Origin of the sequence: Flavobacterium sasangense DSM 21067 (assembly GCF_000686885.1) — a bacterium.
GTDB lineage: Bacteria > Bacteroidota > Bacteroidia > Flavobacteriales > Flavobacteriaceae > Flavobacterium > Flavobacterium sasangense.
In genome coordinates, this window is sequence record NZ_JMLU01000003.1 from 219,841 (window position 1) to 243,101 (window position 23,261).

Below are 23,261 nucleotides of genomic sequence, written 5' to 3' on the forward strand. Positions count from 1 at the left end.
TAGTTTTTACTAGCTCTTTTTTTTTACGAACATTTCAATTCTCACAAAAAAATTGTAGTAATTTTGCTATATCTCTCTCTACAACTATAAAAATGGAAAACTCAAAAAAAACATTACTCGTTAAAATTCTAAAAGTAACGGGAATCACTTTTATTATTTCATTACTAATCATTGTATTATTACCCATTGTTTTTGCTGATACCATTACGGAAAAAGTAAAAATATTGGCCAATAAAAACTTAGAGGGTGAATTAAATTTCAACGAATCAGAATTGTCCTTTTTCAAACATTTCCCTTCTTTAACATTGACTTTGCACGAATTAAATCTTAATGGTTCAAAACCTTATAAGAATAAATCGTTAGTTTCTGCTAAAGAAATAAGTTTTGGCATCGACGTTTGGTCGGTAGTTTTTGGAAGTCAGACTGAAATTGAAGAAATCTATCTTGAAGAGGCAAAAATTAATGTATTAGTCAACCAAAAGGGAGAAGCTAATTACAACATCTATAAATCGAATTCTAAAGACACAACAACTTCATCTGAAAGTGCCTCTTTAAAGTTAGAAAACATTCAAATCAATAATAGTCAGTTGGTATATAACGATAAGTCAACCAAAATTCTTATCGAAGCAAAAGGTTTCAACTACAAAGGAAAAGGTGATTTACAAGCATCGAATTTTAGTTTAAAAACATCTGCCAGAATTGACAGTTTGAGTTTTACTTATGACAAAAGTGAATACTTAAAAAACAAGAAAGTAAAAGCGGATTTAATCACAAAAATCAACACCAATTCGCTTTCTTTTATTTTTGAGAAAAACGATTTGGTCATCAACAAATTACCCGTTGAATTTACGGGTTTCTTTGATTTCTTGAAAAATGGTTATCAAGTGGATTTCAAATTAAAAACCGAAGACAGCGATTTAGATGATTTATTCACTGCTTTACCTGCCGAATATGTTTCTTGGATGACCGAAACTAAAATGAAGGGAACAACCTCCGCTTTCTTAACTTTAAAAGGAAAATATATTGCTTCTGAGAATTTAAGTCCAGAAGTTAATTTCAACATCAAAGTAAGAGATGGTTATGTAAAACATGAAAAAGCGCCTTATCCCGTTGAGAATATTTTCTTGAATTTAGATACTAAACTTCCAAATTTAGACATCAATCAACTAAAAATACGATTAGATTCGTTGTATTTTGATGTAAATAAAAACAAATTAAGTGCGATTTTAATTTCAGATGGTTTTGGAGAACAACTTAAAATTGATTCAAAAGTAAAATCAAAATTAGATTTGGCGTTTTTGAGTAATGCGCTTCAAATTCCGAATTTTAAATTAGCAGGAAGTTTGGATGCCGATATCGTTTCTAAAGGAGATTATATTAAAAAAGATAAAAAATTCCCCGTAACTAAAGGGAAATTTGAACTTACTAACGGTTTCATTCAAACCGCTTATTATCCAAAACCGATTCAAAATATTAATTTAAAAGCGAACTTAAATAGCCCAACAGGTGAATTTAAAGATGCTTCTTTTATCCTTTCTCCAGCTAATTTTACATTTGAAGGAGAACCTTTTAATTTAAATGCTTCATTTAAAAACTTTGACGATATCACTTACGATGTTAAAGCTAAAGGAACTTTAAATGTTGCCAAAATTTACAAAGTATTCTCGCAAAAAGGATTAGATGTTGACGGTTTCATAAAAGCTGATTTGAGTCTGGTTGGAAAACAAAGCGACGCCACTAGTGGGAAATATGGCAACTTAAAAAACAGTGGAACTCTTGAAGTAAAAAACATCAGAACTACAAGTGCTTATTTGGCAAAACCCTTCTTAATCAAAAACGGATTGTTCACTTTCAATCAAGACAAAATGAACTTTTCTAATTTCAATGGAACATACGGAACGTCTGATATTACCATGAATGGAAATTTAGAAAACGTTATCAATTTTGTCCTTTCGGAAAATCAAATTTTAAAAGGGAATTTTAGTCTAACATCGAATTACTTGAATGTTAACGAATTTATTCCAACCCTAACTTATGAAACGGATGATGAAACCGAGAAAACTGAAGTTTCTGGAGTAGTTCAAATTCCAACAAATTTAAATATTTCCATACAAACTAATGCTGTAAAAACACAATACGAAGACATTACCATTGAAAATTTAAAAGGTAATTTAGTCATTCAAAACGGTAGTTTACAACTTTCAAATAGCAGTTTGGGTATCATTGGTGCTACCGCTAAAATGGATGCTTTTTATAAAAACGAAGGCACACAAAAAGCGTATTTCGATTATAAAATCAATGCTTCCGAATTTGATATTAAACGCGCTTACAACGAAATTAAAATGTTTCGAGAAATCGTAACCGCTGCAGAAAGCGCGGAAGGAATTGTAGGTTTGAATTATTCGATAAAAGGTGTTTTAAATAATCAAATGGAACCTGTAATGCCGTCTTTAGAAGGAAGCGGAACGCTTTCAGTGAAGAAAGTTAAAATGAAAGGTTTTAAATTATTGAATGTCGTTTCAGCTAAAACCGAAAATCCAGACATCAAAGATCCTGATATTTCCAAAGTTGACATCAAAACAAACATTAAAAACAATATTGTAACTGTTGATCGTTTCAAATTTAAAGTTGCTGGTTTTAGGTTACGTTTTGAAGGACAAACGAGTTTAGATGGTAAATTAAACTTAAAAATGCGTGTTGGATTACCACCTTTAGGCATTATTGGAATTCCAATTAAAGTTTTGGGAACACAAGAAAATCCAGACATCAAATTAGGAAGAAAATCAGAGGATTTAGAAGAGACGGAATATGTTGATGGTGTAACGCCTATTAATACGACGGTTCCTGCAACTACCACTCCTACTCCAACCATTCAGAATGATAGTGTCCCTAAGATTGAACCAGCCGTTCCTGTTGAAAAAACAGAATAGTACTATCCCATTTAGTTGTATCAAATTCTCAAAATGTTTTCCTTCTTTGTGAAAAAGTCGTAATTTTACGTCAAACATCACAAGTAAAATTATGGAAACGCATTTTGAAAGTAATCCACTGATTGACAGATTACCAAAACATTTAAAACAATTCATCAAGCCACAAGTTTATGATGATTATACGCCTATTAATCAAGCCGTTTGGCGTTATGTTATGCGTAAAAATGTAGATTATCTTTCAAAAGTTGCTCATAGTTCGTATTTAGAAGGTTTACAAAAAACAGGTTTGGAAATCGACAATATTCCAAACATGTACGGCATGAACCGAATTTTAAAAGAAATCGGTTGGGCCGCAGTTGCTGTTGATGGATTTATTCCACCTAATGCCTTTATGGAATTTCAAGCGTATAATGTGTTAGTTATTGCTTGCGATATTCGCCAATTAGAACACATTGAATACACTCCAGCTCCAGATATTATTCACGAAGGTGCTGGTCACGCTCCTATTATTGCGAATCCAGAATATGCGGAATATTTAAGACGTTTTGGTGAAATTGGTTGTAAAGCGATTTCGTCGGCACGTGATTATGAATTGTATGAAGCCATTCGTTTACTTTCGATTTTAAAAGAAGCAGAAGATACACCAGAAGAAGAAATCAAAAAAGCGGAAGAGCAAGTGGATTTCTTACAGAATAATATGGGTGAATTATCGGAAATGTCTCGCATTCGAAATTTACATTGGTGGACAGTCGAATACGGTTTGATTGGAACGGTTGATAATCCAAAAATCTATGGCGCAGGATTACTTTCTTCAATTGGAGAAAGTGCTTGGTGTATGACGGACAACGTAAAGAAAATTCCCTATGATATTTCGGCAGCCGATCAAAGTTTCGATATTACAAAACCACAACCGCAACTTTATGTAACATCTGATTTTGCTCAATTGAGTCAAGTTTTAGAGGAGTTTGCGAATAAAATGGCATTACGAACTGGAGGGTTATCGGGAATCAAAAAATTGATTAATTCGAATGCTTTAGGAACTATCGAATTAAGCACTGGACTTCAAATTTCGGGAGTTTTCACGAATGTTATTGAAGACGAAGGAAAACCAGTTTATGTTCAAACTACAGGAAAAACAGCTCTATCCTACAGAGAAAAAGAATTAGTAGGTCACGGAACAGAATATCACGCAGAAGGCTTTGGTTCGCCAATTGGAAAACTAAAAGGCATCAACTTAGCCATTGAAGAAATGAGTCCGAGAGATTTACGTGCTTATGATATTTACGAAGGCGAACAAGTAACTTTAGAATTTGAAGGAAATATCAAAGTTGTAGGTGAAATTGTAACTGGAACACGCAATTTACAAGGTGAGATCTTATTGATTAAATTTAAAAATTGTACCGTTACTCACAACGACACAGTTCTTTTCCAACCAGAATGGGGCATTTATGACATGGCGGTTGGCAAAAAAGTAATTTCTGCTTTTTCAGGTCCAGCTGATGTGAATAGTTTTGATATGATTAATCACGTTCCGTCTTCACAAACGATTAAACAGAAAAAATCGGCTGAGAGAGAAGAATTAGAAAAATTATATTTAAGTGTTCGCAATATTAGAGAAGGAAAACCTGCTTCAACTACTTTAAAAGAGGCATTTGCTTCGGTTTCTGCTGGACATCCAAATGATTGGTTGTTATCAGTAGAGATTGCGGAATTAGCTAAAAAAGAAGGAAATTCAGATTTAGTAGATAAAGTTCTAAATCACTTGGAGAAAGTAAAAAATAATCGCCCAGAAATTGCTCATTTAGTTGACAATGGATTGGAATTGATTTTTGAGAAAGCTAACGCCTGACCAAAGTAACTTTTGTTACTGATAAGATTTTCAATCAGCTCTATCTTTGTCAAAAAAAACAATTATGGGAATTTTAGATTTTTTAGGATTAGGAAGTAAAACAAATGATGTTCAGGAATACGTTCAAAAAGGCGCTATTATTTTAGACGTAAGAACGCCAGAAGAATATAGAGAAGGTCATATCAAAGGTTCAAAAAATATTGCTTTGCAAGTTTTAAACGGAAACATTGAAACCATTAAAAAATGGAACAAACCGATTATCGCTTGTTGCCGTTCTGGAATGAGAAGTGGTCAAGCAACTTCTATTTTAAAACAACACGGAATTGATTGCATAAATGGTGGCGGTTGGCAAAGTTTAGAAAGTAAATTATAAAAGAAAGTCCCGATTAATCGGGACTTTCTTTTATTTTACGACAATAAATTCTACACGTCGATTTTTCTGTCTTCCTTCAAAAGTATAATTCGAATCTACTGGTTTTTCTTCACCAAATCCAACAGCTGTCATTCTACTTTCTTCAATTCCGTTGGTAACTAAATAACTCATAACCGATTTCGCTCTGGCATCTGATAATTTTTGATTTGAAGCATCGCTACCAACATTATCCGTATGACCAGAAATATCAATTTTCTTATCCTTATTTCGTTTTAAATAACCAACTAACTCATTCAATTCTGAAAAAGAAGATTCCAAAATTACAGCACTATTAGTATCAAAAAGTACATTTCTCAACACTACAGGTTTATCCTCTACAATTTTTAATTTTACTTCTTGGCATTCGTAGAATTTAATTCGATCTAAACCAAAATCATTGCCATCCCAATCTGGATTTTGACTCACAATTCTAATTTCAATTTCTTCTGTTCCTTCTGAGTTCCAAAGAACAAAAAACTGCTCCCATTTGTTTAATTTTTTCGGACACTTAAATGGTACATCTAATAATTTTCCATTAATAGAAAATTGCAAAACTGCAGGTGGTCCTGTTTTTACATTTAAAGTGCTTGTCCAACAAGAGAAAAAATAAGTGGTATTCTTTTTTACTGAAATCTTTTGAGACCAAACCGTCATATTTTCTCCGTTTGCACCATCAACTGTCATGAAGTTACCTTCTCCTTTTCCTTTAAAATAAATTGGTGAAAACTTATAGGCATCATCTGTAATTCTGTAATTACCCGCACCTGCTAACTCTTCTTCGTTATAATCAGAATTAAATGGTGTGCTTCCTTCTTCAAAATCTCCATTTTTAACCAAGTTTTGCTCACTTGTGATTAGTCCTTCTGGACATTGTGAAAATACTGCCGATGTGGTCAATATTATCAAATAAAATGCTTTTCTCATGTTTATTGAATTATGATTTTTTTAGTACTCACTTGGTTTCCTTTTTGAATTTGAAGCAAATAAACTCCTTTTTCAAGATTGGCATTTTGATTCACCTCATCAACAGAAAATTCTTTGATGGATTGACCTAACAAATTATAAATTACAGCTCTACTTCCGATAAAACTATCAGGAACTTGAATCGTGAAATTCCCATTTGATGGATTTGGATAAACCATAAAATCTGAACTATTTTCAAATTGATTACTTGATAATAATTCTTCATTTACTACAATGAAAGGCGAAAAACTTGAAACATTGTTAGTTTGCAAAGTATAAGGTCCGCTACCAAAAAGAGAACTGGTTAACATATCCCATGCAGAGCCATTATAGTGACCAATTTTTGCTGTATTTCTATTAAAGTTTGATAATTCTTGCGAACCATTCCATCTAAAAGTTAAAGCTACATCACTTCCTCCTGGTGTAGATTCACTAATATGCCAAGTCGTATTTACTGCTTTTTCAGTTATTGCAGTTCCTTGTGTTTCTCCAATATAATTTGAAGCAACTCCATTTTCAACTCGTACACTAAATGTATCTGAAGTTCCATTGTTTAAAATTCCTGTTTCATGAAATGAAGTTCCTGTTCCAATTGGCAACAAAACCGTTCCTCTTGAAGCGTTCATTTTTTCAATAGTAATTTTCCCTGTTCCATTAGTTACCACATGACTTGTACTTGAACCCACTAAAGAAGAATTAGCTCCTTTTAAATTCAAATTATTTGTGTTTAAGGTAATTTTAGCATTGTTGTTCATTAATGCATAGCCGTACAAATCTAAATTTCCTGTAACTAAATTTACATTCCCATTTATCATGGCATTTTTAGCATAAGCATTTGAACTCACATTTACATTTTGTCCTGCTGGAATAGTAACTTCGTCTGTTATTCCTGGCTTCAACATGCTATTCCAGTTGTTTTTATTATTCCAATCGTTACTTACGCTTCCGTTAAAGGTAAAATCTCCTGTATATTGATATAAATAATGTGAATTGTTGTTATTTCCTTTTCCAAAAAAATATAATTTATCATTTAATTCAAAAAACGCATTTGGATTACTACTCATTGGTATTCCTGAAACGATTGTAGGTTCTAAATCTAAAGCTAATTCTGTATTTACTGTTAATCCGTCACTTCTCCAAACTTCTGCATTTGCAGGTGTTCCAATATTCGCCGATCTGAACCAAAGCGCTCCTTTGTAAGTAGTTAAGTTTTGAGCATAACTCAAGTTAGAATAAATTAAAGAGCTTCCTTCAACCGTTCCATTAGTTTTATATAATTTTAAAGTTGCGTTTGTTCCAAGATATTCTAAAAACCATAAATTTTCTGCATCCGTTGTTGAGTAGCCTGCATCACTGATTCCGTTTGTAACATTTGGTATAACTTCTAATGTTCCAGCGACTGTTCCATCGGTTCTCCAAAGGGCAGTATTTGTTCCGTTATTGGCAATGAAATAACAATATTGACCTGCTATTTTTAAATGTAATCCCATAGCTTGTGTGGTTAAAGAATTCCCACTTGGATTAATATTTTTTAACATAAAAGTTCCTGCAGCAGTTCCATCACTAACGTATGGTTCGTAACCATCAACCGTATTATGAGCAAAGAAAATTACTTTATCGCCTAACTTTGCCATGTCCTGATTTACAATATAAAATGGCTCTGCTACTGGAATTTGTTCTGTTCCAACAGTTGTGCCATTGGTTTTCCATAATTTACTTTCAAGACCTATACTTTGTGCAATAAATAGGGTAGTGCTAGGAATTTTACAAAACCCAGAAGTTTGACTACTACCTGTTCCTACTTTTACATCTTTAAGCATTATAGTACCAGCAGCTGTTCCATCAGTTTTCCATAATTCTTTTCCATTAGTACTATCATAAGCTGAAAAGTAAAGTATGTTTCCATCAACAGAATAATTTTTTTTATGAGTAGAAACACTATAAAATACACCTATATTTGTTGAACCAGGTGCTGTTTCAAATGCATAAACTAACGAAGTTCCAGCAGCTGTTCCATCTGATTTCCAAATCTTATCTGTTGAAGCTATAGATGGTGAAAATGTAATATCACTAGTTATAACATAAACAAAATCTTGTGCAGGAATTATGGTTGAAATATTAGTAGTTCCTCCTAAAGCAGAAATACCAATTGTTCCTGCTGTTGTTCCATCGGTAACACAAAGCATATTACTTCCGCTTCCAGCATAAAATATTTTACCATTCCATTTTGCATAGTTTAAATCGGCTTTATCTGAATTACCAGTTGGTTTTAATGAAGATGTAACATCTTTTACCACAAGAGGATTTTGTGCATTTATTATTGCAACTGATAACAATAAAAGTAAAGTGTAGAATTTTTTCATGATTCGTGATTTTTAATACTACAAAGTTGCCTTAAAAATCATCACAAAGAAATAAGCCGTTTGGCGTATTTTTACTATATGAGTTTATTCTGTTTTGCTTTTTGAAGCATTTCAATTCGATTGTGTGCTTGTAGTTTTCGGTAGATATTTTCGATATGTTTTTTTACTGTAGATGTAGATAAAAACAAATTATCAGCAATATCCTTATTTTTCAAACCTTTGCTTAAATGCTCCAAAACTTCTATTTCACGAGTAGAAAGTTCAACTAATTCCGTTTCATTTGCAGTTTCAAAAGGAATTGGATTTTTTAATAATTTTAAAGTTTTCATAGCAATTGATGGCGACATAGCTGCGCCACCTGCTAAAGTTTCAATAATAGCTTCATAGATTTTTTCTGCTTTGGTTTCTTTCAGCAAATAACCATCAGCTCCTGCTTTTATGGCGTTAAAAACATTATCGTCGTTATCAAAAACGGTAATCATTACAATCTTAATCTGCGGATATTTCGTTTTGATAATTTCAGTTGCTTTAATTCCGTTCATTACTGGCATTTCGATGTCCATTAGAATTAAATCCACTACATGATTTTCTTCTAAAATAGCAATTGCTTCTTCTCCGTTTTGAGCGCTATCTTTAATAACAATATCTGAAAAGTTAGATAGTTTTTCTTCCAATGCTTTTTGCAAAAAAAAATTATCTTCTACTAAAATTACTTTTATCATAATTACAATTTAACTTTAATAGAATAATTAGTTCCTTTTGTTTCATTAGATTCTACCTCTAAATTTCCATTTATTTCTTGAATTCGATTTTTGATATTGGTTAACCCAAATGATTTTCTCTTTTGGGATTCGTAATCAAAGCCTATTCCGTTGTCTGAAATTTTAATTTGCAATTCATTTTCTATTTGAGAAATTGAAACCGAAATATCTTTTGCATTAGCATGTTTAATAGCATTGTTTACAATTTCTTGAAGAATACGATACAAATTAATGGCTTGTTTTGAAGACAACTGAACATCATTTTGAATATCAAAATCAAAATGAAAGCTTATCGTATCAACTGATTCAGAAGCATCTTTTATAAAATTGGTCATTCTAGTTTTTAATTCAAACAAACTCAATTGTTTAGAATTTAAAACCCAAATTGTATCACGCAACTCGGAAATGGATTTGTTAGCGAAATTAGTTAGTGTATCTATTTTTTTATCAATAGCATCATCAAACTGAACCGAAGAGCTTTTTAAGTTATCTAAAATCGAAATGATAAAGGTTAATTGCGATCCCACATTGTCATGCAATTCTCTGGAAATATCCAAACGTTGTTCTTGAATTTTATAATTGGATTGTTCTTCTAATAATTTATTTTCTAATTCTAATTGTTCTTTTTGCAATTTGGCTTTGGCTCTAAAATTTCGAAACACAATTAAACCGATGATGGTAAAACTTGAAATTAGGAGTAACCAAATGTTTTTTTGCTTCACTTCGGCTTGGTGTTGCAAAATTTGCTTTTCTTTTTTTTCCGTTTGGTATTTGGTTTCTAATTCGGTAATAGTTTTGTTTTTCTCAGTCGTATAAATCGAATCTCTTAGTTTGATGTAATTCTCTTGTTCTTCAATAGCTTCCGCAAGTTTATTGTATTTTTTGTTGAAAATTATCTTTTGCTGATAGTAATCCCGAAGTTTTTCGGCTGTTTCCGATTTTTTTGAATATTCGAATGCTAAATCAAAATAGTTTTTGGCCTCCTCATACTGATTTAATTCTGTTGCTATTGTGGCTAAATTTGTATAACAAGTGGCATAATCATAATCAGTATATAAAATATCATTTTGTTTAACTTTAAAATCAAGAATTTTAACTGAACGTAAAAGCCACTTTTTTGCTTCTTCAAATTTTTTCTGTTTTAAAAGCGTGTTTCCTATGTTATTAAATGTGCTATGAAGCAATAGCGTGTCTTTTCCCTTTATATATTTTAGATTTTGTTTGTGATAAAACAAAGCTTGTTCGGGCTTATTCCAATCATCGTAGTTAATTGCGGTGGCATTAAAAGAAGATCTAATGTCTTTTGCTTGTGCATCTTTTTTATTTAGAAAATAATGTATCGCTTTTTTTCCGTAATAAATTCCTTTTGGGTAATCTTCAAAATCATGATAATCATAAGATAATCCGATATAAAAATTTCCAATCCAATTTTGTAAATTGTGTCTTTCTGCTAATTTTAGTCCAGAAATTCTATTGCGTATTGCATTTTCGTATTGTCCTTTGTCATTATATGCTCTACCCAAATTATTGTAAATTGTGATAATTGAGTTATAATTTTTGGTGTCTTTAAATTTTTTCAAAGCCGTTTCTCCATAATAAATGGCGCTATCAGAAGTTCCAAAGTCGGTATGAAAAGCATTTTTACAAAAATAATATTCCGCTTCATCAGCATCGTTTTTTATTGCATTTTTAGCTTTTTTGAAATAATAATCAGAAGAATCTTTTGAAGTATAAGCTTTTACCAAAAGTTCCTTGCTATTTTGAGCTAAAACATTATAACTAAACGTAATAATCAAAAATATAAATAGCTGTTTCAACATAATTCTTTTATAATATAAAATAAATATAGTCTTTTTTTTAACATTATTATCTAAGATACCTTTTTACTATAAGATTATGCAAAGACAAAAAATCGTTTGTAATTTGATTCATTTTTTTTGAATCAAAAGATTCTATATTTATTTTGTTTTGACACAATGAATTTCTTGCTTTCAGTTCCTCTATTTTCTGCTGAATTTCTTTAGATTTTGATTTGTAATCTTGTTCCATTTTAAAAAATTTAAAAACTAAAACAACAGAAATCAAAACAACGGGAACCAGAATAAAATACCAATTTTCCATATTCATCTATTTTTAGACAAAAATGGAAAATTGTGTTATAGCAAACAATTAGCCAAAAAGCGTATTTTAATTTGACATAAAATCGGAATACGTACTTTTTATAATGATTTCTGAATTCGCATAAGGGTTTCCTGCATTTGAAATTGTGATTTTCGTTGGATTTCCTTCAGCATCATATTCATATTGGTATAACGTTGGTGCTTCGTTGTCTTTTTGTTCAGAGATTACATTTCGTTTTTCATCATACTGATACATCATTTTACTTTTTAAATCGAAAATCTGATAATTTCCTTCTATTAGCAAACCGTTTTTATAGATTTCAATAGCTAAATTTGCTTCTTTCTTGGCATCTTTATAATAAGAAGTTTTGGTGTAACTATCATCTGAAGTGTAATTGGAATAGTCTGTGATTTCAGAAAAACCCGTTTCTTTTTCTCTGCAAACTGATTTTATTAAACGATTTTGTTTATCGTAAGAATATTTCGTTTCCGAAAACAATCTTCCTTGCACAAATTCTTGTGATTTAGTTAATCGCAATTCTTTATCATAGAAAAATAAGGTTTTATCTTGGGTTTCGCTTAATTTGTAATCGGTGATTTTTGATACTAAGCAATTATCAATATTAAAATTGTGTTTTGTAATTTCTTTTGCATCTCCCAAATCCACAACTACAGAATCTAAATATTGATTGTAAAACGTATAAATTTCTGTTTTTGACCATTCTCTCGCATTGGTTTCTGGATTGAAATAATAGATTTCTTTCTGAAGAGTTGCTGTTCTGGGCGACCAATTAAAATGTGCTGTTAGAAATTGCTCTTGCGCTTGTAAACTAAATCCGAATAAAGCAATAATTGAAATTACTAAACTTTTCATTTTTCTATTTTTTAAATAATGGATACAATCTTCCCGCTTCTGAAGTATCAACATTTTGAATTTGATAAGTTGTACCATCAACTGATTTTACCATCAAATGGTTTGGATTTTCGTCATTTTCAATTGAAAAATTACTGCTTTGTAAATACTTTCCGTCTTGATAAAATGAAATTTCAAACTTATTGTTTTTTACCCAAAATATTCTTGTTGGGGATTCTAGTTTTACAGCATCCTGCCATTCGTGTTTTGCAAAATCGTCTAAATAAAAACCTTTCACAAAATGCACGGATTGATCTACTTCATTAAAAATTATTAAACTAGAATGTTCTGGTGTATCTACTAATTGCACTACTTTTTCAAAATTATTATCGTAGGAATCATGAATCTCAATTTTATCTTCATCCCCTTTTAAAACTGATAGATAATCTTTTCTTGAATACGCCACTTTTTGATAGTGTTGCAACAACGAATCTTTTTCTCTGAATACCTCATCGTATTTTTTAATGAAGTCTAAATCAAGGTTTGTACTTCCAGAAGTTGTTCCATCTGCGTAGGTAATTTTAATAAACGTAAACGAATTATCTTCTGGCAGAGCTTGACTCAATTTTGCGATTTTGATTCGGTTGTTTTTGGAATCAAATTCGTAATTGTAATCGATACGAGAACTGTCGTTATACACTTGACTTTTTATATTTCTAAAAGCGTCGTAAGTATAACTAGTCTCCGATTTAAAATCTCCCGAAACAAATTCGGTTTGTTTTACGAGTCCGTTTTCAAAGTATTCTTTAGTAAAGTCAGTTCCTGTTCCATCGCCATCTTTGTTGAGTTTTGTGTACGTTTTATTGTTCTTGTAATCTTGATACAAAATTGTTTTTACCACTTCATTTCGTAAGTCTTTCTGAATCTCTTTTGTGCGATTTCCAGTTTTGTCATATTCGTAAAAAGTAGTTTGCATACCTTCAGCAATCATTTTTCTCAATTTCCCTTTTTCGTATTGAAACAAGAACTTCATTGGATAACCAAATTTTCCTTCAATTGGCTTATATTCGATTTCTTTAATCGTAAAATCGGGATTATAACGATACAAATATTCTCCAATTAGTCTATTTTCTCCAAAATAGGATTCAAGTGTTTGTTTTTGAAAAAAAGTGTTTTTGATTTCGGTTGTATAGGCATTTTCTATAACAAATTCTTTTGTTTCCTTATTGAATTTATACAGCGATTCTTCCACTTTTACCACATCATCAGAATACCCAAAATCGGAAGTTCTGAATTGTTGTTGGGAAAAACTCCAAACCGAAAAAAAGATTAGGACTAGGTTTTTCATTATTTTGAGATTAATTCTAGTGGATAAATTACTAAAGCCTGCATTTGATCTAAATAAGGAACAAAATATTTCTCTTTACCATTTTCTGCTATCACTAAAGTGTTGCCATCAATCCCTTTGTGAAGTTTGTATTGAGACGATTCCACCACATTTCCTTTTTCTATGATAAAGAAATTCCAATCGCTATTTACTACAATGTATTTTCCTGTTGGAGAATTATATGTAACCGTATCATACCATTCGTTTGATTTGTAAGCATCGGTAAACAATCCAAACAACACCGCCGTTTCATTTGTTTTTGCATCGTAGAAAAGCATGTCTTTTTGTTCAAAAATCATGCTTTCTTTCGGATTAATAAGCACCATTTCTCCTTTACTATTTTTAACTTCATATTGCGTTGGACCGGTTTTCTTTATCTTATATTTCTCCTTAGGATTTTTATTCATTTCCATTGAAAGAATAGGTTGCTGTGTTCCTTTAGTAAAATAAGGTGCAAAAGCGGTACTTCCCGAAGTGGTTCCATCTTTGAATGTTACTTTTGAGAATTTAGAATATAATTTCCCATCCTCTTCACATTTTTCTTTGATTACATTTCCTTTACCATCATAACCATAAAATGTTTGAGATAAAAATCCTCCAGAATTTTCAACTTTAATTTGGTTTTTATAGGAGTCGTAAGTGAAATTTGATGTTGTAATTTTTCCATCCTTAGCATTTGTAAACTTTGACGAAATTTCAACTCCGTTTTTAATTTCTACTATTTTAGAAAACGACAATTCTGATTTTTTATAATAGTATTGATTCTGTTTGTATTTGTAATTAAAACTGTCTTTGTAATCATAAAACACTTTTTCTTGATCGATAAAAATTCCAGCTTTTTTTACCCATTTTATTAAATTTCCCTTGGCATCATAGGTAAAATCTTCAATTATTGGATCAAATTTTGTGTCTTGTTTTATTTGGATTAGTTTTCCTTTTTTGTCATACTCATAGAAAAAAGTTGATTTCTTTTCCGAGATCACTTTGAGTAATTTCCCAGAGGAATCATAAACAAAACTTTCTTCCGAATTGTAAATTAAATCTAAAGCATCCTCATCTTTATGAATCTTACGCACCAATTTTCCGTCTTTAAATTCCAAAATATCCGTTTCACTTGGTTCATTAGCCGTTTTACCCAGTCGGTAAGAAACGGTTTCATATTTGACCACATCTTTTGAAAGATTAAAATCGGAGGTTAGATGCTTCTCTTGAGCCAATCCGAAGGTAAAAATCAAACTAAAAACAACTCCTAATCTCATAACTAATTATTTAAAAATTCTAATGGATAAAACGTTTCAAAACCTTTATTATTCAAATCGCGAATAATGTATTTGTCAATGCCTGCTTCTTGAACAATGAAGTCATCCTCTTTTTGTGTTTTTACTAATTTGTACAACGACATATCAAGTAAGACTCCATTTTGTATTACAAAGAACTCAGGTGCTTCAGAAAAAATCCAATATAAACCTGTTGGAGAAGGCAATTCTTCCATATTGTACCATTGTCCTACTTTAACCTCATCGTTATAGAAGTTTTTCAACAATACTGATTTTTTAAACAAAATATCATACACTAAAATGTCATTTTTGCTTTTTACCGCTTCTACATCATTTGTAATTTCCTCTCCATTAGCATCTTTGATGGTAAAAGTGTTTCCTTCATTTTTCATGATTTTATAGGTGGAAGTAGTTGCTGCTTTTAAATCATCTAAAGCTTTATTTAATTCTTCACCTGTTACTTCATTAAACGTATAGCTAACTTCGTATGAAGCCGATTTAGGTTCATATTTTTTAACGTAGTTAGCATCAAAATCTACATTGCCTTCTGTTTTTCCATTAGTGTAAGTTATTTTGGCAAAAGTGAAGTAATTGGTATCGGGCATTCCATCAAAACCTTGCTGAATTACTCTTGATTTTAGCACATTTCCTTTCGTATCATAAACGTAATTATTAGTCCATGTTTTACCATCAGAAGTTTGAGATACTTGATTTCCTAATTTGTCATAAGTATATGACGATTCTCCTTGATAATATTCGCCAATTAATTTTTCTCTAACTCTAAAACCATTCTTAAACCATTCTTCATAAGTTCCTTGTTCGGTTTCATTATAGCACTTGTTATTTTTTTTATAATACGTTCCTGGAGCAGTGTAATTACTATAAGCTATTTTTCCTACTAAAGCTCCATCCTCATACGCCATTTCTTTGCTAAGGTTTCCGTTTTTGTCATATTCGTATGTACTTCTGGAATTAGAATCACCTTCTTTAATTCTCTCAACGATTTTTCCATTTTTATAAATAAATTTTTCTGTAGAGAAATCTCCTGAACTTAATGTTTCAATACTTTCTAATTGTCCGTTTTTGTAATTGAATGTATTTACGCTTTCTACATAAATAAAGTAATTCATCATACTCTCCACTTTCGTAACCCATCCTTTGTTCAAGTAAATTGTTTTTTTACTGCACATTTGATATTTATTTTGAGCGGCATCAAAATAAAATTCTTGTGTTTCATATTTTGTTACGTCCGAAGTTAAATTGTAGTCGGAAGCTTTATATTTTGCAATTTGCGCATTTGTAAAACCTGTTACCAATACGGCTATAATTGTGATTAATTTTTTCATCTTTATATTTTTTAGAAGTTATATTGTACACCAAAACCTACGTGATTGCTTTTAAAAGAAGAAGTTCCTCCGTTTGCATTTTTCCAAGAATATTTTCCAAAATCGAAAACTGCATTACACGACCATTTTTCTGAATCGGATTGAAAAATTTGTGGTTGAAAACCCCAACCGAAGTATTTCATGGTGCGTTTTACCGTTTCATCTTGGAATCCAATTCCGGCATAATCTGTTTCTAAAATTTTACCACTTCCTACTCCATAATCAAAGTGTAAGCTATTGAAAACCGAATAAATACCAATATAAACAGGAATTTGAACCATTAATGGTAAATCACCTGGAAGTAATTGTTCTAACCCATCTTCAATATGTCCGTCGTATGAAAGTGGATAAACTCTTAATTTCACACTTGTAACCGCAACTTTTAATTCGGTACTTCTATCAGCTGCTAAAAAGTTAGCCCAATCACGACCAACAACAGCTGCTCCTTTGAAACCGAATTTTGTATTTTTTTTGAAATTTACATGATAAGAACCTTCTAAACTTACAAATAATTGCATTGCTTTTCCTTTGTCAGCAACTTCGCCTAAATCGTCTCCAGGTTTTGAGAATGACATTCCCGTATTGAATTTTACGGCTAATTTGTCTAATTGTGCATTTACATTTTGAAAAGCAAAAGCCAAAATAAGTATTGAGAATAAGGGTAGTTTTTTCATAATTTCTTCAGAATTAGTAAAACATTTTTTGTTATTAATTATGAAGTAAAATTATGTAGAAACAGTACGTAAAGAAATACGTAGAATTGCGTATATTGATTAAATCAATTTATTATTTTTTGCTTTTTGGATGGCTTCTAATTTATTGTGGACTTGAAGTTTGGTGTAAATATTCTCCACATGTTTGCGAATCGTTCCTGGTGATAAAAACAAATTTTCGGCAATGGCGTTGTATTTTAATCCTTTGCTTAATTGCTCCAAAACTTCAATTTCTCTTGTAGTTAAACTGATTTCTTCTTTGGTAATGGAATCATCAAAAACCAAAGGTTCTCGTAATAATTTTAATGTTTTTAATGCAATGGAAGGCGTCATTCCTGCGCCACCAGATAAGGTTTCTTGAATTCCGTTATACAATTCTTGTGGATTCACTTCTTTTAAAAAATAACCATCGGCTCCAGCTTTTATGGCTTTGAAAATATTTTCATCGTTATCAAAAACCGTTAACATGATGATTTTGATTTGCGGAAACTTTGATTTGATAATTGCCGTTGCTTCAATACCATTCATTTTTGGCATTTCGATATCCATTAGAATCAAATCGAGGTTGTGGTTTTTTTCTAATTTTTCTATTATATCTTGTCCGTGAATAGCTTTCATTCGTACCTCAACATCTGCGAAAAAACTCAATTTATCTTGTATCGTTTTTTGCAAAAATGTATTATCGTCAACTATGGCAATTCGAATCATAGATTATTTGTTTAGTGAAATTGTAATTTGAGTTCCTTTAGTAATTTCGGATTGGATTTTGAAAACGCCACCAATTTCTTCGATTCGTTTTTGCATGTTTACAATTCCGTTTCCTAAATCGGTTGTATCCAAATCAAAACCTTTTCCGTTGTCTGAAATGTCAATTGTAATTCCGTTTTCATTTGGTTTTACTTGAACCGACACTTCGGTTGCATCGGCATATTTGATGGCATTATTCACCGCTTCTTGAATGGTTCTATACAAATTAACACCTTCTAAAGATGAAAATTTACTATTTTTCAAACTATCATCAACCAAAAATTTAAACGCTATTTTTTCCTTTGCCGATTGCGCTTTTCCAATGAAATTATAAATTCTCGAACTTAAATCATCAAACGTAAATTCATTAGCATTCATAGCCCAAATCGTATCGCGAAGTTCTACAATCGTAATTTTTGTAAAATCGCTAATCTTCGTCAAATGATTTTTAATGGAAGTTTCCATCGTTGGAAATCCGAATTTTAAATTCTCAACCGAAGAAATAATGAATGTCAATTGCGCACCAATATTGTCATGCAAATCTCTTGAAATCGCCAAACGTTGTTCGTGTAATTTATTTTGATTTTCAATTTGGGCAATAGCCGATTGCAATTCAAATTCTTGTTTTTGCTGTACATTTTTCAAACGTTGTTGACGGTAAATTAAAAATCCAACAATCGCAATGAAAAAGGCCAATAAAGAAAGAATAATAATCGTTGTGGTTTTCTTCTTGGCTTCGGCTTCTTTTTGTAATAGTTGTTTTTCTTTTTCGGCAGTTTGGTATTTGGTATTGATTTCTTCGACTGCTTTTAAATTGTCGATATTCAATAATGAATCTTTTGTTTTTGAATACAATTTATGATAATCGTAGGCTTTTTTAAAATCTTTTTTTGCCGAATTTATCAACGCATACGTATCATAAACATTGATTAATTCTTCCAAATTTCCCGATTTAGAAGCCAATTCAAAGGCTTTATCATTATAACTCAGCGCTAAATCATATTTTCTAATATCTAAATAAACCGTTGCAATATTGTTGTATTGAATAATCAAATCGTTTTGGTTGTTCATTTGTTTTTTTATGGCTAAAGCATCTAACAAATAATCAATTCCTTTGATTGTGTCTTGCAAATCGTTGATGTAAACCGAACCAATGTTATTATACAACTTCGCAATCGTTTGGTTGTCATTTGTTTCTTTTGATAATTTCAAAGCTTTATTATAATTCAATAAAGCATTTTGAGGTTGGTAATCGTCGAAATAACAATTTCCGATATTGACATAAGTTGCCGCAATATCTTTTTTAGATTTTAATTGATTAAAAATGGCTAAAGCTTTATTGTTGTAAGCCAAAGCTTCTTTTGTTTTTCCTTGTGAATAATAAACGAGTCCGATGTTCTTGTACAAAGCTGCAATTTCGTTTTTATATCCTTTTTTTTCAGCAATTGCTAAGGCATTGACATATTCTTGCGTTGCTTTTTTGGTTTCTCCTTTTTGATATAAAACACCGCCTTTGTTCATCATAGATTTTATAATTCCCAATGAATGATTAGCGTTTTTGTAAAAAGCGATGGATTTGTCCAAACTTTTTAAAGCGGCATCATGTTCTAATTGATTGATCAAAAATTTAGCTTCAATTCTGTAGAAATATCCTTTTATAGTATCGTTTGAATTTTTATCAATTATCAAGTGTAAAGAATCGATAGCCGATTTGTTTTTTGCATCGTTCAGATAATTGATATCATCTATTTTTTTTAGAAATTGGTAAGTCGTATTAGGCTCTTTTTGTGCATTTACAAACTGAAAACACAACGCTAAGACTATAACTAAATATTTGTTCATCGTTTGGATTTTATATACTAAAAGTACTAAATTATTTCTTTGAAAGTAACTCAAATATTCTTTTTTGAAGCACAAAAATTTCTTCGCTCAATTTCTTCATATCGGATTTATAATTGGATTGAAAATCAGTTGAAATGGAGGCTTTATGATTCAATATTTCTTGCTTACTTGATAAACTATTAAATACCTCTTTTAATTGCTTCATCTTATGATAATGCATTTGCTTAATTCGTTTGTTAGCAATTATTAAAATTATCGCTAAGAGCAATAATAAGCACAAAACCACTACTATTATTTTATCCATAAAAAAAGTCATTAAATCAATTACAAATTTGACTTAATGACTTGGTTTTTTCAATACGAATAAATGCGTATTTAATTGATTATTTTGAGTTCTAAATCTTTATCGTTTTTTACGACATTTCCTTTGTATGATAATGTCCAGCCTAAAGAATTTGTTACAATCAACATTTTAGAAAGCTCGCTCAACAATCTATTTTGAGCATTTGTTTTTAAGGTAGATTTCTCGATTTTTTTCAACAAATTGGCTCTAGCAATTTTATTTATCTTATTATAATCGTCACCTGTAAACTCATTAAAAGTTGAGGATTCGGTGTCATAATATTTAAAATCTGGACTAATCTTTATTTCTTCCTTTGGAATATTGGTAATGGTTAAAATTTTATTTTTCTCATCAATATCATAGGTAACTTTACTTAAATCGAAGCCAACGGTTACATCGGCATTAATTACCACCAATGCTTTTTTATCAAACGATAATCCTGGAATGTAGGTTTCTTTTTTGTCTTTGTACGTTAAAACTTCTGCAAAATGTCCTTCGGTTACTACTAATTTTCCAACGTTTTTAATTTGAACTTGTATTAAATTGGTATCATATTCTATGGTTGTTGTACTTGCCTTTTTAGTAAAAAACTGATACGCTAAAAACCCAACAATCAAAAAAATCAACAAATAAATTAACTTTCCCGAACGCCCAATCGCTTGCACTAATGGAATAAGCATATTTTTTATTGCGGTTTCGGTAGAACTTGTTCGTGCCATGATTTAAATTTTACACGAAGATAGAAAAGTTACCTGAATTATTTTTCAAGAATTACAAACTCTACTCTTCGGTTCAATTGTTTGCCTTCATCGGTATCGTTTGTTGCAATGAATTTTGTTTCTCCGTATCCTTTTGCAGACAATCTGTCTTTTGCAATTCCTTTTCCTAACAAGTAATTCATAACGGCATTAGCACGATTATTAGATAATGTTAAGTTATCTGCATCCGCTCCAACCGCATCGGTATGACCAGAAATTTCAATCTTCATTTTAGAATTTGATTTTAAAACCTGAAGTAATTTATCTAATTCACCATACGATTCTGCTAACAATTCGTATTTTCCAGAAGCAAAGAAGATATTGTTTAATCGAATGATTTCTCCTTTTTCAATTGGATTCAAGTATAAATCTACTTCAATTTCTTTGTATTCCTTTAAATCTGACAAATCTACGTTTTGGGTAACGGCGTAATATCCTTCTTTCTCCGCCATAAAACTGTACTTTTCACCATAAGGTAATACTATAGAATAACTTCCAGTTGATGGATCTGAAATAGCGGTTCCTAATTCTTTATTGGTTTTAAGTGCGTTGTAAACAATGGGAGCACTCATAACTTTTTTCGTTTTGCTATCGTATACTTTTCCTTTAACTAAAGCAACTGGATCTTGTTTTACAGTATTATCAATTTCCCAAATGTCTTGCTCTCTACCTACATAAGCCTTATCCCCTTTTGCTGAAAGAAAAATACTTAATTCATACCCAGGAGAATTGATGATATTTCCTAAATTTTCGGGCTTTGTCCAATTTGTCCAAGAATCATCTAGTCGTTTACTTACAAACAAATCGTAATATCCGTAGCCAGGGTGTCCTTTACTTGCAAAATAAAGTGTTTTTCCATCGGCAGCTAAAAACGGATTGGTTTCATCTTCAAACGAATTTACAACATTCCCTAAATTTTTTGGTTTTGAAAATGTACCATCTTCTTTTACGTAACTCACAAAAATATCTTTTAAACCATAGCCTTCTGGACGCTCTACAGACATAAGTAAATGTTTGTTATCGCTCGAAAGAAAATACCCCACATAATCATTTTTATTTACATAATCTTCTATTACCACATCTTTTGGAATTTCCCATCCACGCAATCCTTTTTGAGCTATTGAAACCCCTGCTCCATTTGGAGAAACTCCATCAGACGCATATTTATTACCTAAAAGAAGCGTATTGTTGTCTGGAGATGAAGAAATTACAAAATTATAATCTTTATTATTTAATGGTCTTCCAATATTTTTTGCTTGTTCCCATTTTCCATTTCTATCTTTAACTGAATACCAAATATCGTCTTTATCGGTTTCAACGTTAGCTGGATTATTTTTTCTATCAAAATACAAGATGTTTCCATCTGCAGAAATTACCGGATTTGTTTCTTCAATCGTAGGACTAGAAACTGTTTCTGGTAATTTTAGCATTTTTAAATTCGAATTAAATTCTTTCACTACATTAATTGAAGATGGATATTCAATTACCTTAAAATCTTCAGCTAAAAGCGTAACCCCTGCATCTACAATAAATCCGAATCTACCTCCGTAATAAGAATTATTTCCTGTTTGAAAAACCAATTCATCGTTTATGAACACTTTATAAATATTCGCTCTTTTTTCCACTTTTACTTTGTTCTTCTTGTCTTTACCATTCACTTGTTTTGAAGGCTCCCATTTTTTATCGTAATGGAAATCACTCGCATAATAATGATAAATTTGAAGTTGTTTATTGGCTGATAACTGCACAACTCGGTAATCTGAATTATCACTATACATTCCCCAAACTAAACCATACGTAGCATATTCATTTGGTGTTTTATCCAAAATTAAAGTAGCTTCAACGTCAAAATCAGTAGCGGTACCATCATCAACAATTGCTTTCCAAATCCATTTTGAGTTTTTTTCATGGTTGTTCTCTAATGTTAATTTTCCTTTATTAACAGATGTTACAAAACCATCAGAATTGGATGACCAAGTGTTTTTATCATCATCAAAAGTATCATTGAATTTTACATTCTGTGCCAATCCAAAAGTGGAAACCAGCAAAAAGGTTAAGAGGGTAAAAGTTAATCGCATATCGTAAAGATTTAATTATTAAAACTTTACAAATATATTTTTTTAGTTTTATGCCTATATACGTAATATGCCGTATTTTATTTAAAAGGATGACGCTGTTGCCAATGCAATTCTGGCTCTAAATTTCTGAAGATTTTACCAATAAATCGATTGATTAATTTATTGTTATGGTAGATAAAACCGGACATTTGAACAGGGAGAATTCAATAACTTAATGCAACAAATGATAAATTTTATCTTTGTTGAATTATGGAAAAATTACGCAGGCGATTAACCTTAAATGAACGGATTGTTATTGAGACTTTACTCAAAGAAAACAAGTCTAAAAGCTATATTGCTAAACAACTCAATAGAAACAGATCTACAATTACTCGTGAAGTTAATAATTGGGTTATTAAACCAACAGATATTTACAAAGCTTCTATTGCAGATTTCTTTGCTAAAGATGATTACTTAAATAAAAGAAATAAGGACAAAATA

Annotated in this window: 19 protein-coding genes; 4 read left to right on the forward strand and 15 right to left on the reverse strand. The window is 31.0% G+C overall.

All coding sequences use genetic code 11. The annotated features are described in order from the left end of the window. Positions 1–92: 92 nt before the first annotated feature. The 3 genes from BP92_RS0104230 (at position 93) to BP92_RS0104240 (ending at position 5,152) form a co-directional block, all read left to right on the forward strand. The gene (locus BP92_RS0104230) at positions 93–2,930 is read left to right on the forward strand and encodes an AsmA family protein (protein ID WP_026724904.1); all 2,838 of its coding nucleotides are present in this window, start codon (positions 93–95) and stop codon (positions 2,928–2,930) included. 91 nt (positions 2,931–3,021) lie between these two features. After that, the gene (locus BP92_RS0104235; protein ID WP_026724905.1) at positions 3,022–4,779 is read left to right on the forward strand and encodes an aromatic amino acid hydroxylase; all 1,758 of its coding nucleotides are present in this window, start codon (positions 3,022–3,024) and stop codon (positions 4,777–4,779) included. Positions 4,780–4,843: 64 nt separating this feature from the next. Next, the gene (locus tag BP92_RS0104240) at positions 4,844–5,152 is read left to right on the forward strand and encodes a rhodanese-like domain-containing protein (RefSeq protein ID WP_026724906.1); all 309 of its coding nucleotides are present in this window, start codon (positions 4,844–4,846) and stop codon (positions 5,150–5,152) included. Positions 5,153–5,182: 30 nt separating this feature from the next. Here BP92_RS0104240 and BP92_RS0104245 read toward each other — a convergent pair whose 3' ends face one another. The 15 genes from BP92_RS0104245 to BP92_RS0104315 form a co-directional block, all read right to left on the reverse strand. Further along, positions 5,183–6,115 (reverse strand): OmpA family protein, encoded by a 933-nt coding sequence (locus tag BP92_RS0104245; RefSeq protein WP_084329648.1) that lies wholly within the window; start codon positions 6,113–6,115, stop codon positions 5,183–5,185. A gap of 2 nt (positions 6,116–6,117) precedes the next feature. Further along, complete coding sequence (locus BP92_RS0104250) at positions 6,118–8,517, reverse strand: ELWxxDGT repeat protein (RefSeq protein WP_026724908.1); 2,400 nt, start codon at positions 8,515–8,517, stop codon at positions 6,118–6,120. A 74-nt stretch (positions 8,518–8,591) separates the two neighbouring features. Then, entirely contained in the window at positions 8,592–9,239 is a 648-nt protein-coding gene (locus tag BP92_RS0104255; protein ID WP_316929524.1) for a response regulator transcription factor, read from the reverse strand. Between the two features lie 2 nt (positions 9,240–9,241). After that, entirely contained in the window at positions 9,242–11,098 is a 1,857-nt protein-coding gene (locus tag BP92_RS0104260; RefSeq protein ID WP_026724910.1) for a tetratricopeptide repeat-containing sensor histidine kinase, read from the reverse strand. A 46-nt stretch (positions 11,099–11,144) separates the two neighbouring features. After that, positions 11,145–11,399, reverse strand: coding sequence for a hypothetical protein (locus BP92_RS0104265; RefSeq protein WP_150111864.1), 255 nt, complete (start codon positions 11,397–11,399; stop codon positions 11,145–11,147). A 66-nt stretch (positions 11,400–11,465) separates the two neighbouring features. Continuing rightward, positions 11,466–12,272 carry a hypothetical protein gene (locus BP92_RS0104270; protein WP_026724912.1) on the reverse strand — a complete coding sequence of 269 codons (807 nt, stop codon included), beginning with the start codon at positions 12,270–12,272 and terminating at the stop codon, positions 11,466–11,468. A 4-nt stretch (positions 12,273–12,276) separates the two neighbouring features. Then, a complete protein-coding gene (locus tag BP92_RS0104275; RefSeq protein ID WP_026724913.1) occupies positions 12,277–13,599 on the reverse strand; it encodes a hypothetical protein in 1,323 nt (440 codons plus the stop codon). Continuing rightward, entirely contained in the window at positions 13,599–14,897 is a 1,299-nt protein-coding gene (locus BP92_RS0104280; RefSeq protein ID WP_026724914.1) for a hypothetical protein, read from the reverse strand. Before BP92_RS0104280 ends, BP92_RS0104275 begins: the two co-directional genes overlap by 1 nt. A gap of 2 nt (positions 14,898–14,899) precedes the next feature. Further along, positions 14,900–16,261, reverse strand: a complete 1,362-nt coding sequence (locus BP92_RS0104285) for a hypothetical protein (RefSeq protein WP_026724915.1) — start codon at positions 16,259–16,261, stop codon at positions 14,900–14,902. 11 nt (positions 16,262–16,272) lie between these two features. Further along, on the reverse strand, positions 16,273–16,974 hold the full coding sequence (locus BP92_RS0104290) for a hypothetical protein (protein WP_026724916.1): 702 nt from the start codon (positions 16,972–16,974) through the stop codon (positions 16,273–16,275). Between the two features lie 99 nt (positions 16,975–17,073). Next, positions 17,074–17,721, reverse strand: a complete 648-nt coding sequence (locus tag BP92_RS0104295) for a response regulator (RefSeq protein WP_026724917.1) — start codon at positions 17,719–17,721, stop codon at positions 17,074–17,076. 3 nt (positions 17,722–17,724) lie between these two features. After that, complete coding sequence (locus BP92_RS16660; RefSeq protein ID WP_150111865.1) at positions 17,725–19,602, reverse strand: ATP-binding protein; 1,878 nt, start codon at positions 19,600–19,602, stop codon at positions 17,725–17,727. 31 nt (positions 19,603–19,633) lie between these two features. After that, on the reverse strand, positions 19,634–19,906 hold the full coding sequence (locus BP92_RS0104305; RefSeq protein WP_026724918.1) for a hypothetical protein: 273 nt from the start codon (positions 19,904–19,906) through the stop codon (positions 19,634–19,636). Between the two features lie 71 nt (positions 19,907–19,977). After that, the gene (locus tag BP92_RS0104310) at positions 19,978–20,625 is read right to left on the reverse strand and encodes a DUF4230 domain-containing protein (protein WP_051604386.1); all 648 of its coding nucleotides are present in this window, start codon (positions 20,623–20,625) and stop codon (positions 19,978–19,980) included. Between the two features lie 77 nt (positions 20,626–20,702). Next, entirely contained in the window at positions 20,703–22,781 is a 2,079-nt protein-coding gene (locus BP92_RS0104315; protein WP_051604384.1) for an OmpA family protein, read from the reverse strand. A 249-nt stretch (positions 22,782–23,030) separates the two neighbouring features. Here BP92_RS0104315 and BP92_RS0104320 point away from each other — a divergent pair. Further along, on the forward strand, positions 23,031–23,261 hold a 231-nt coding region (locus BP92_RS0104320), incomplete at its 3' end, for a helix-turn-helix domain-containing protein (RefSeq protein WP_026724921.1).

Coding starts and splice junctions, on each gene's coding strand:
- BP92_RS0104230 (WP_026724904.1), top strand. CDS start 93: ATGGAAAACTCAAAAAAAACATTACTCGTTAAAATTCTAAAAGTAACG.
- BP92_RS0104235 (WP_026724905.1), top strand. CDS start 3,022: ATGGAAACGCATTTTGAAAGTAATCCACTGATTGACAGATTACCAAAA.
- BP92_RS0104240 (WP_026724906.1), top strand. CDS start 4,844: ATGGGAATTTTAGATTTTTTAGGATTAGGAAGTAAAACAAATGATGTT.
- BP92_RS0104245 (WP_084329648.1), bottom strand. CDS start 6,115: ATGAGAAAAGCATTTTATTTGATAATATTGACCACATCGGCAGTATTT.
- BP92_RS0104250 (WP_026724908.1), bottom strand. CDS start 8,517: ATGAAAAAATTCTACACTTTACTTTTATTGTTATCAGTTGCAATAATA.
- BP92_RS0104255 (WP_316929524.1), bottom strand. CDS start 9,239: ATGATAAAAGTAATTTTAGTAGAAGATAATTTTTTTTTGCAAAAAGCA.
- BP92_RS0104260 (WP_026724910.1), bottom strand. CDS start 11,098: ATGTTGAAACAGCTATTTATATTTTTGATTATTACGTTTAGTTATAAT.
- BP92_RS0104265 (WP_150111864.1), bottom strand. CDS start 11,399: ATGGAAAATTGGTATTTTATTCTGGTTCCCGTTGTTTTGATTTCTGTT.
- BP92_RS0104270 (WP_026724912.1), bottom strand. CDS start 12,272: ATGAAAAGTTTAGTAATTTCAATTATTGCTTTATTCGGATTTAGTTTA.
- BP92_RS0104275 (WP_026724913.1), bottom strand. CDS start 13,599: ATGAAAAACCTAGTCCTAATCTTTTTTTCGGTTTGGAGTTTTTCCCAA.
- BP92_RS0104280 (WP_026724914.1), bottom strand. CDS start 14,897: ATGAGATTAGGAGTTGTTTTTAGTTTGATTTTTACCTTCGGATTGGCT.
- BP92_RS0104285 (WP_026724915.1), bottom strand. CDS start 16,261: ATGAAAAAATTAATCACAATTATAGCCGTATTGGTAACAGGTTTTACA.
- BP92_RS0104290 (WP_026724916.1), bottom strand. CDS start 16,974: ATGAAAAAACTACCCTTATTCTCAATACTTATTTTGGCTTTTGCTTTT.
- BP92_RS0104295 (WP_026724917.1), bottom strand. CDS start 17,721: ATGATTCGAATTGCCATAGTTGACGATAATACATTTTTGCAAAAAACG.
- BP92_RS16660 (WP_150111865.1), bottom strand. CDS start 19,602: ATGAACAAATATTTAGTTATAGTCTTAGCGTTGTGTTTTCAGTTTGTA.
- BP92_RS0104305 (WP_026724918.1), bottom strand. CDS start 19,906: ATGGATAAAATAATAGTAGTGGTTTTGTGCTTATTATTGCTCTTAGCG.
- BP92_RS0104310 (WP_051604386.1), bottom strand. CDS start 20,625: ATGCTTATTCCATTAGTGCAAGCGATTGGGCGTTCGGGAAAGTTAATT.
- BP92_RS0104315 (WP_051604384.1), bottom strand. CDS start 22,781: ATGCGATTAACTTTTACCCTCTTAACCTTTTTGCTGGTTTCCACTTTT.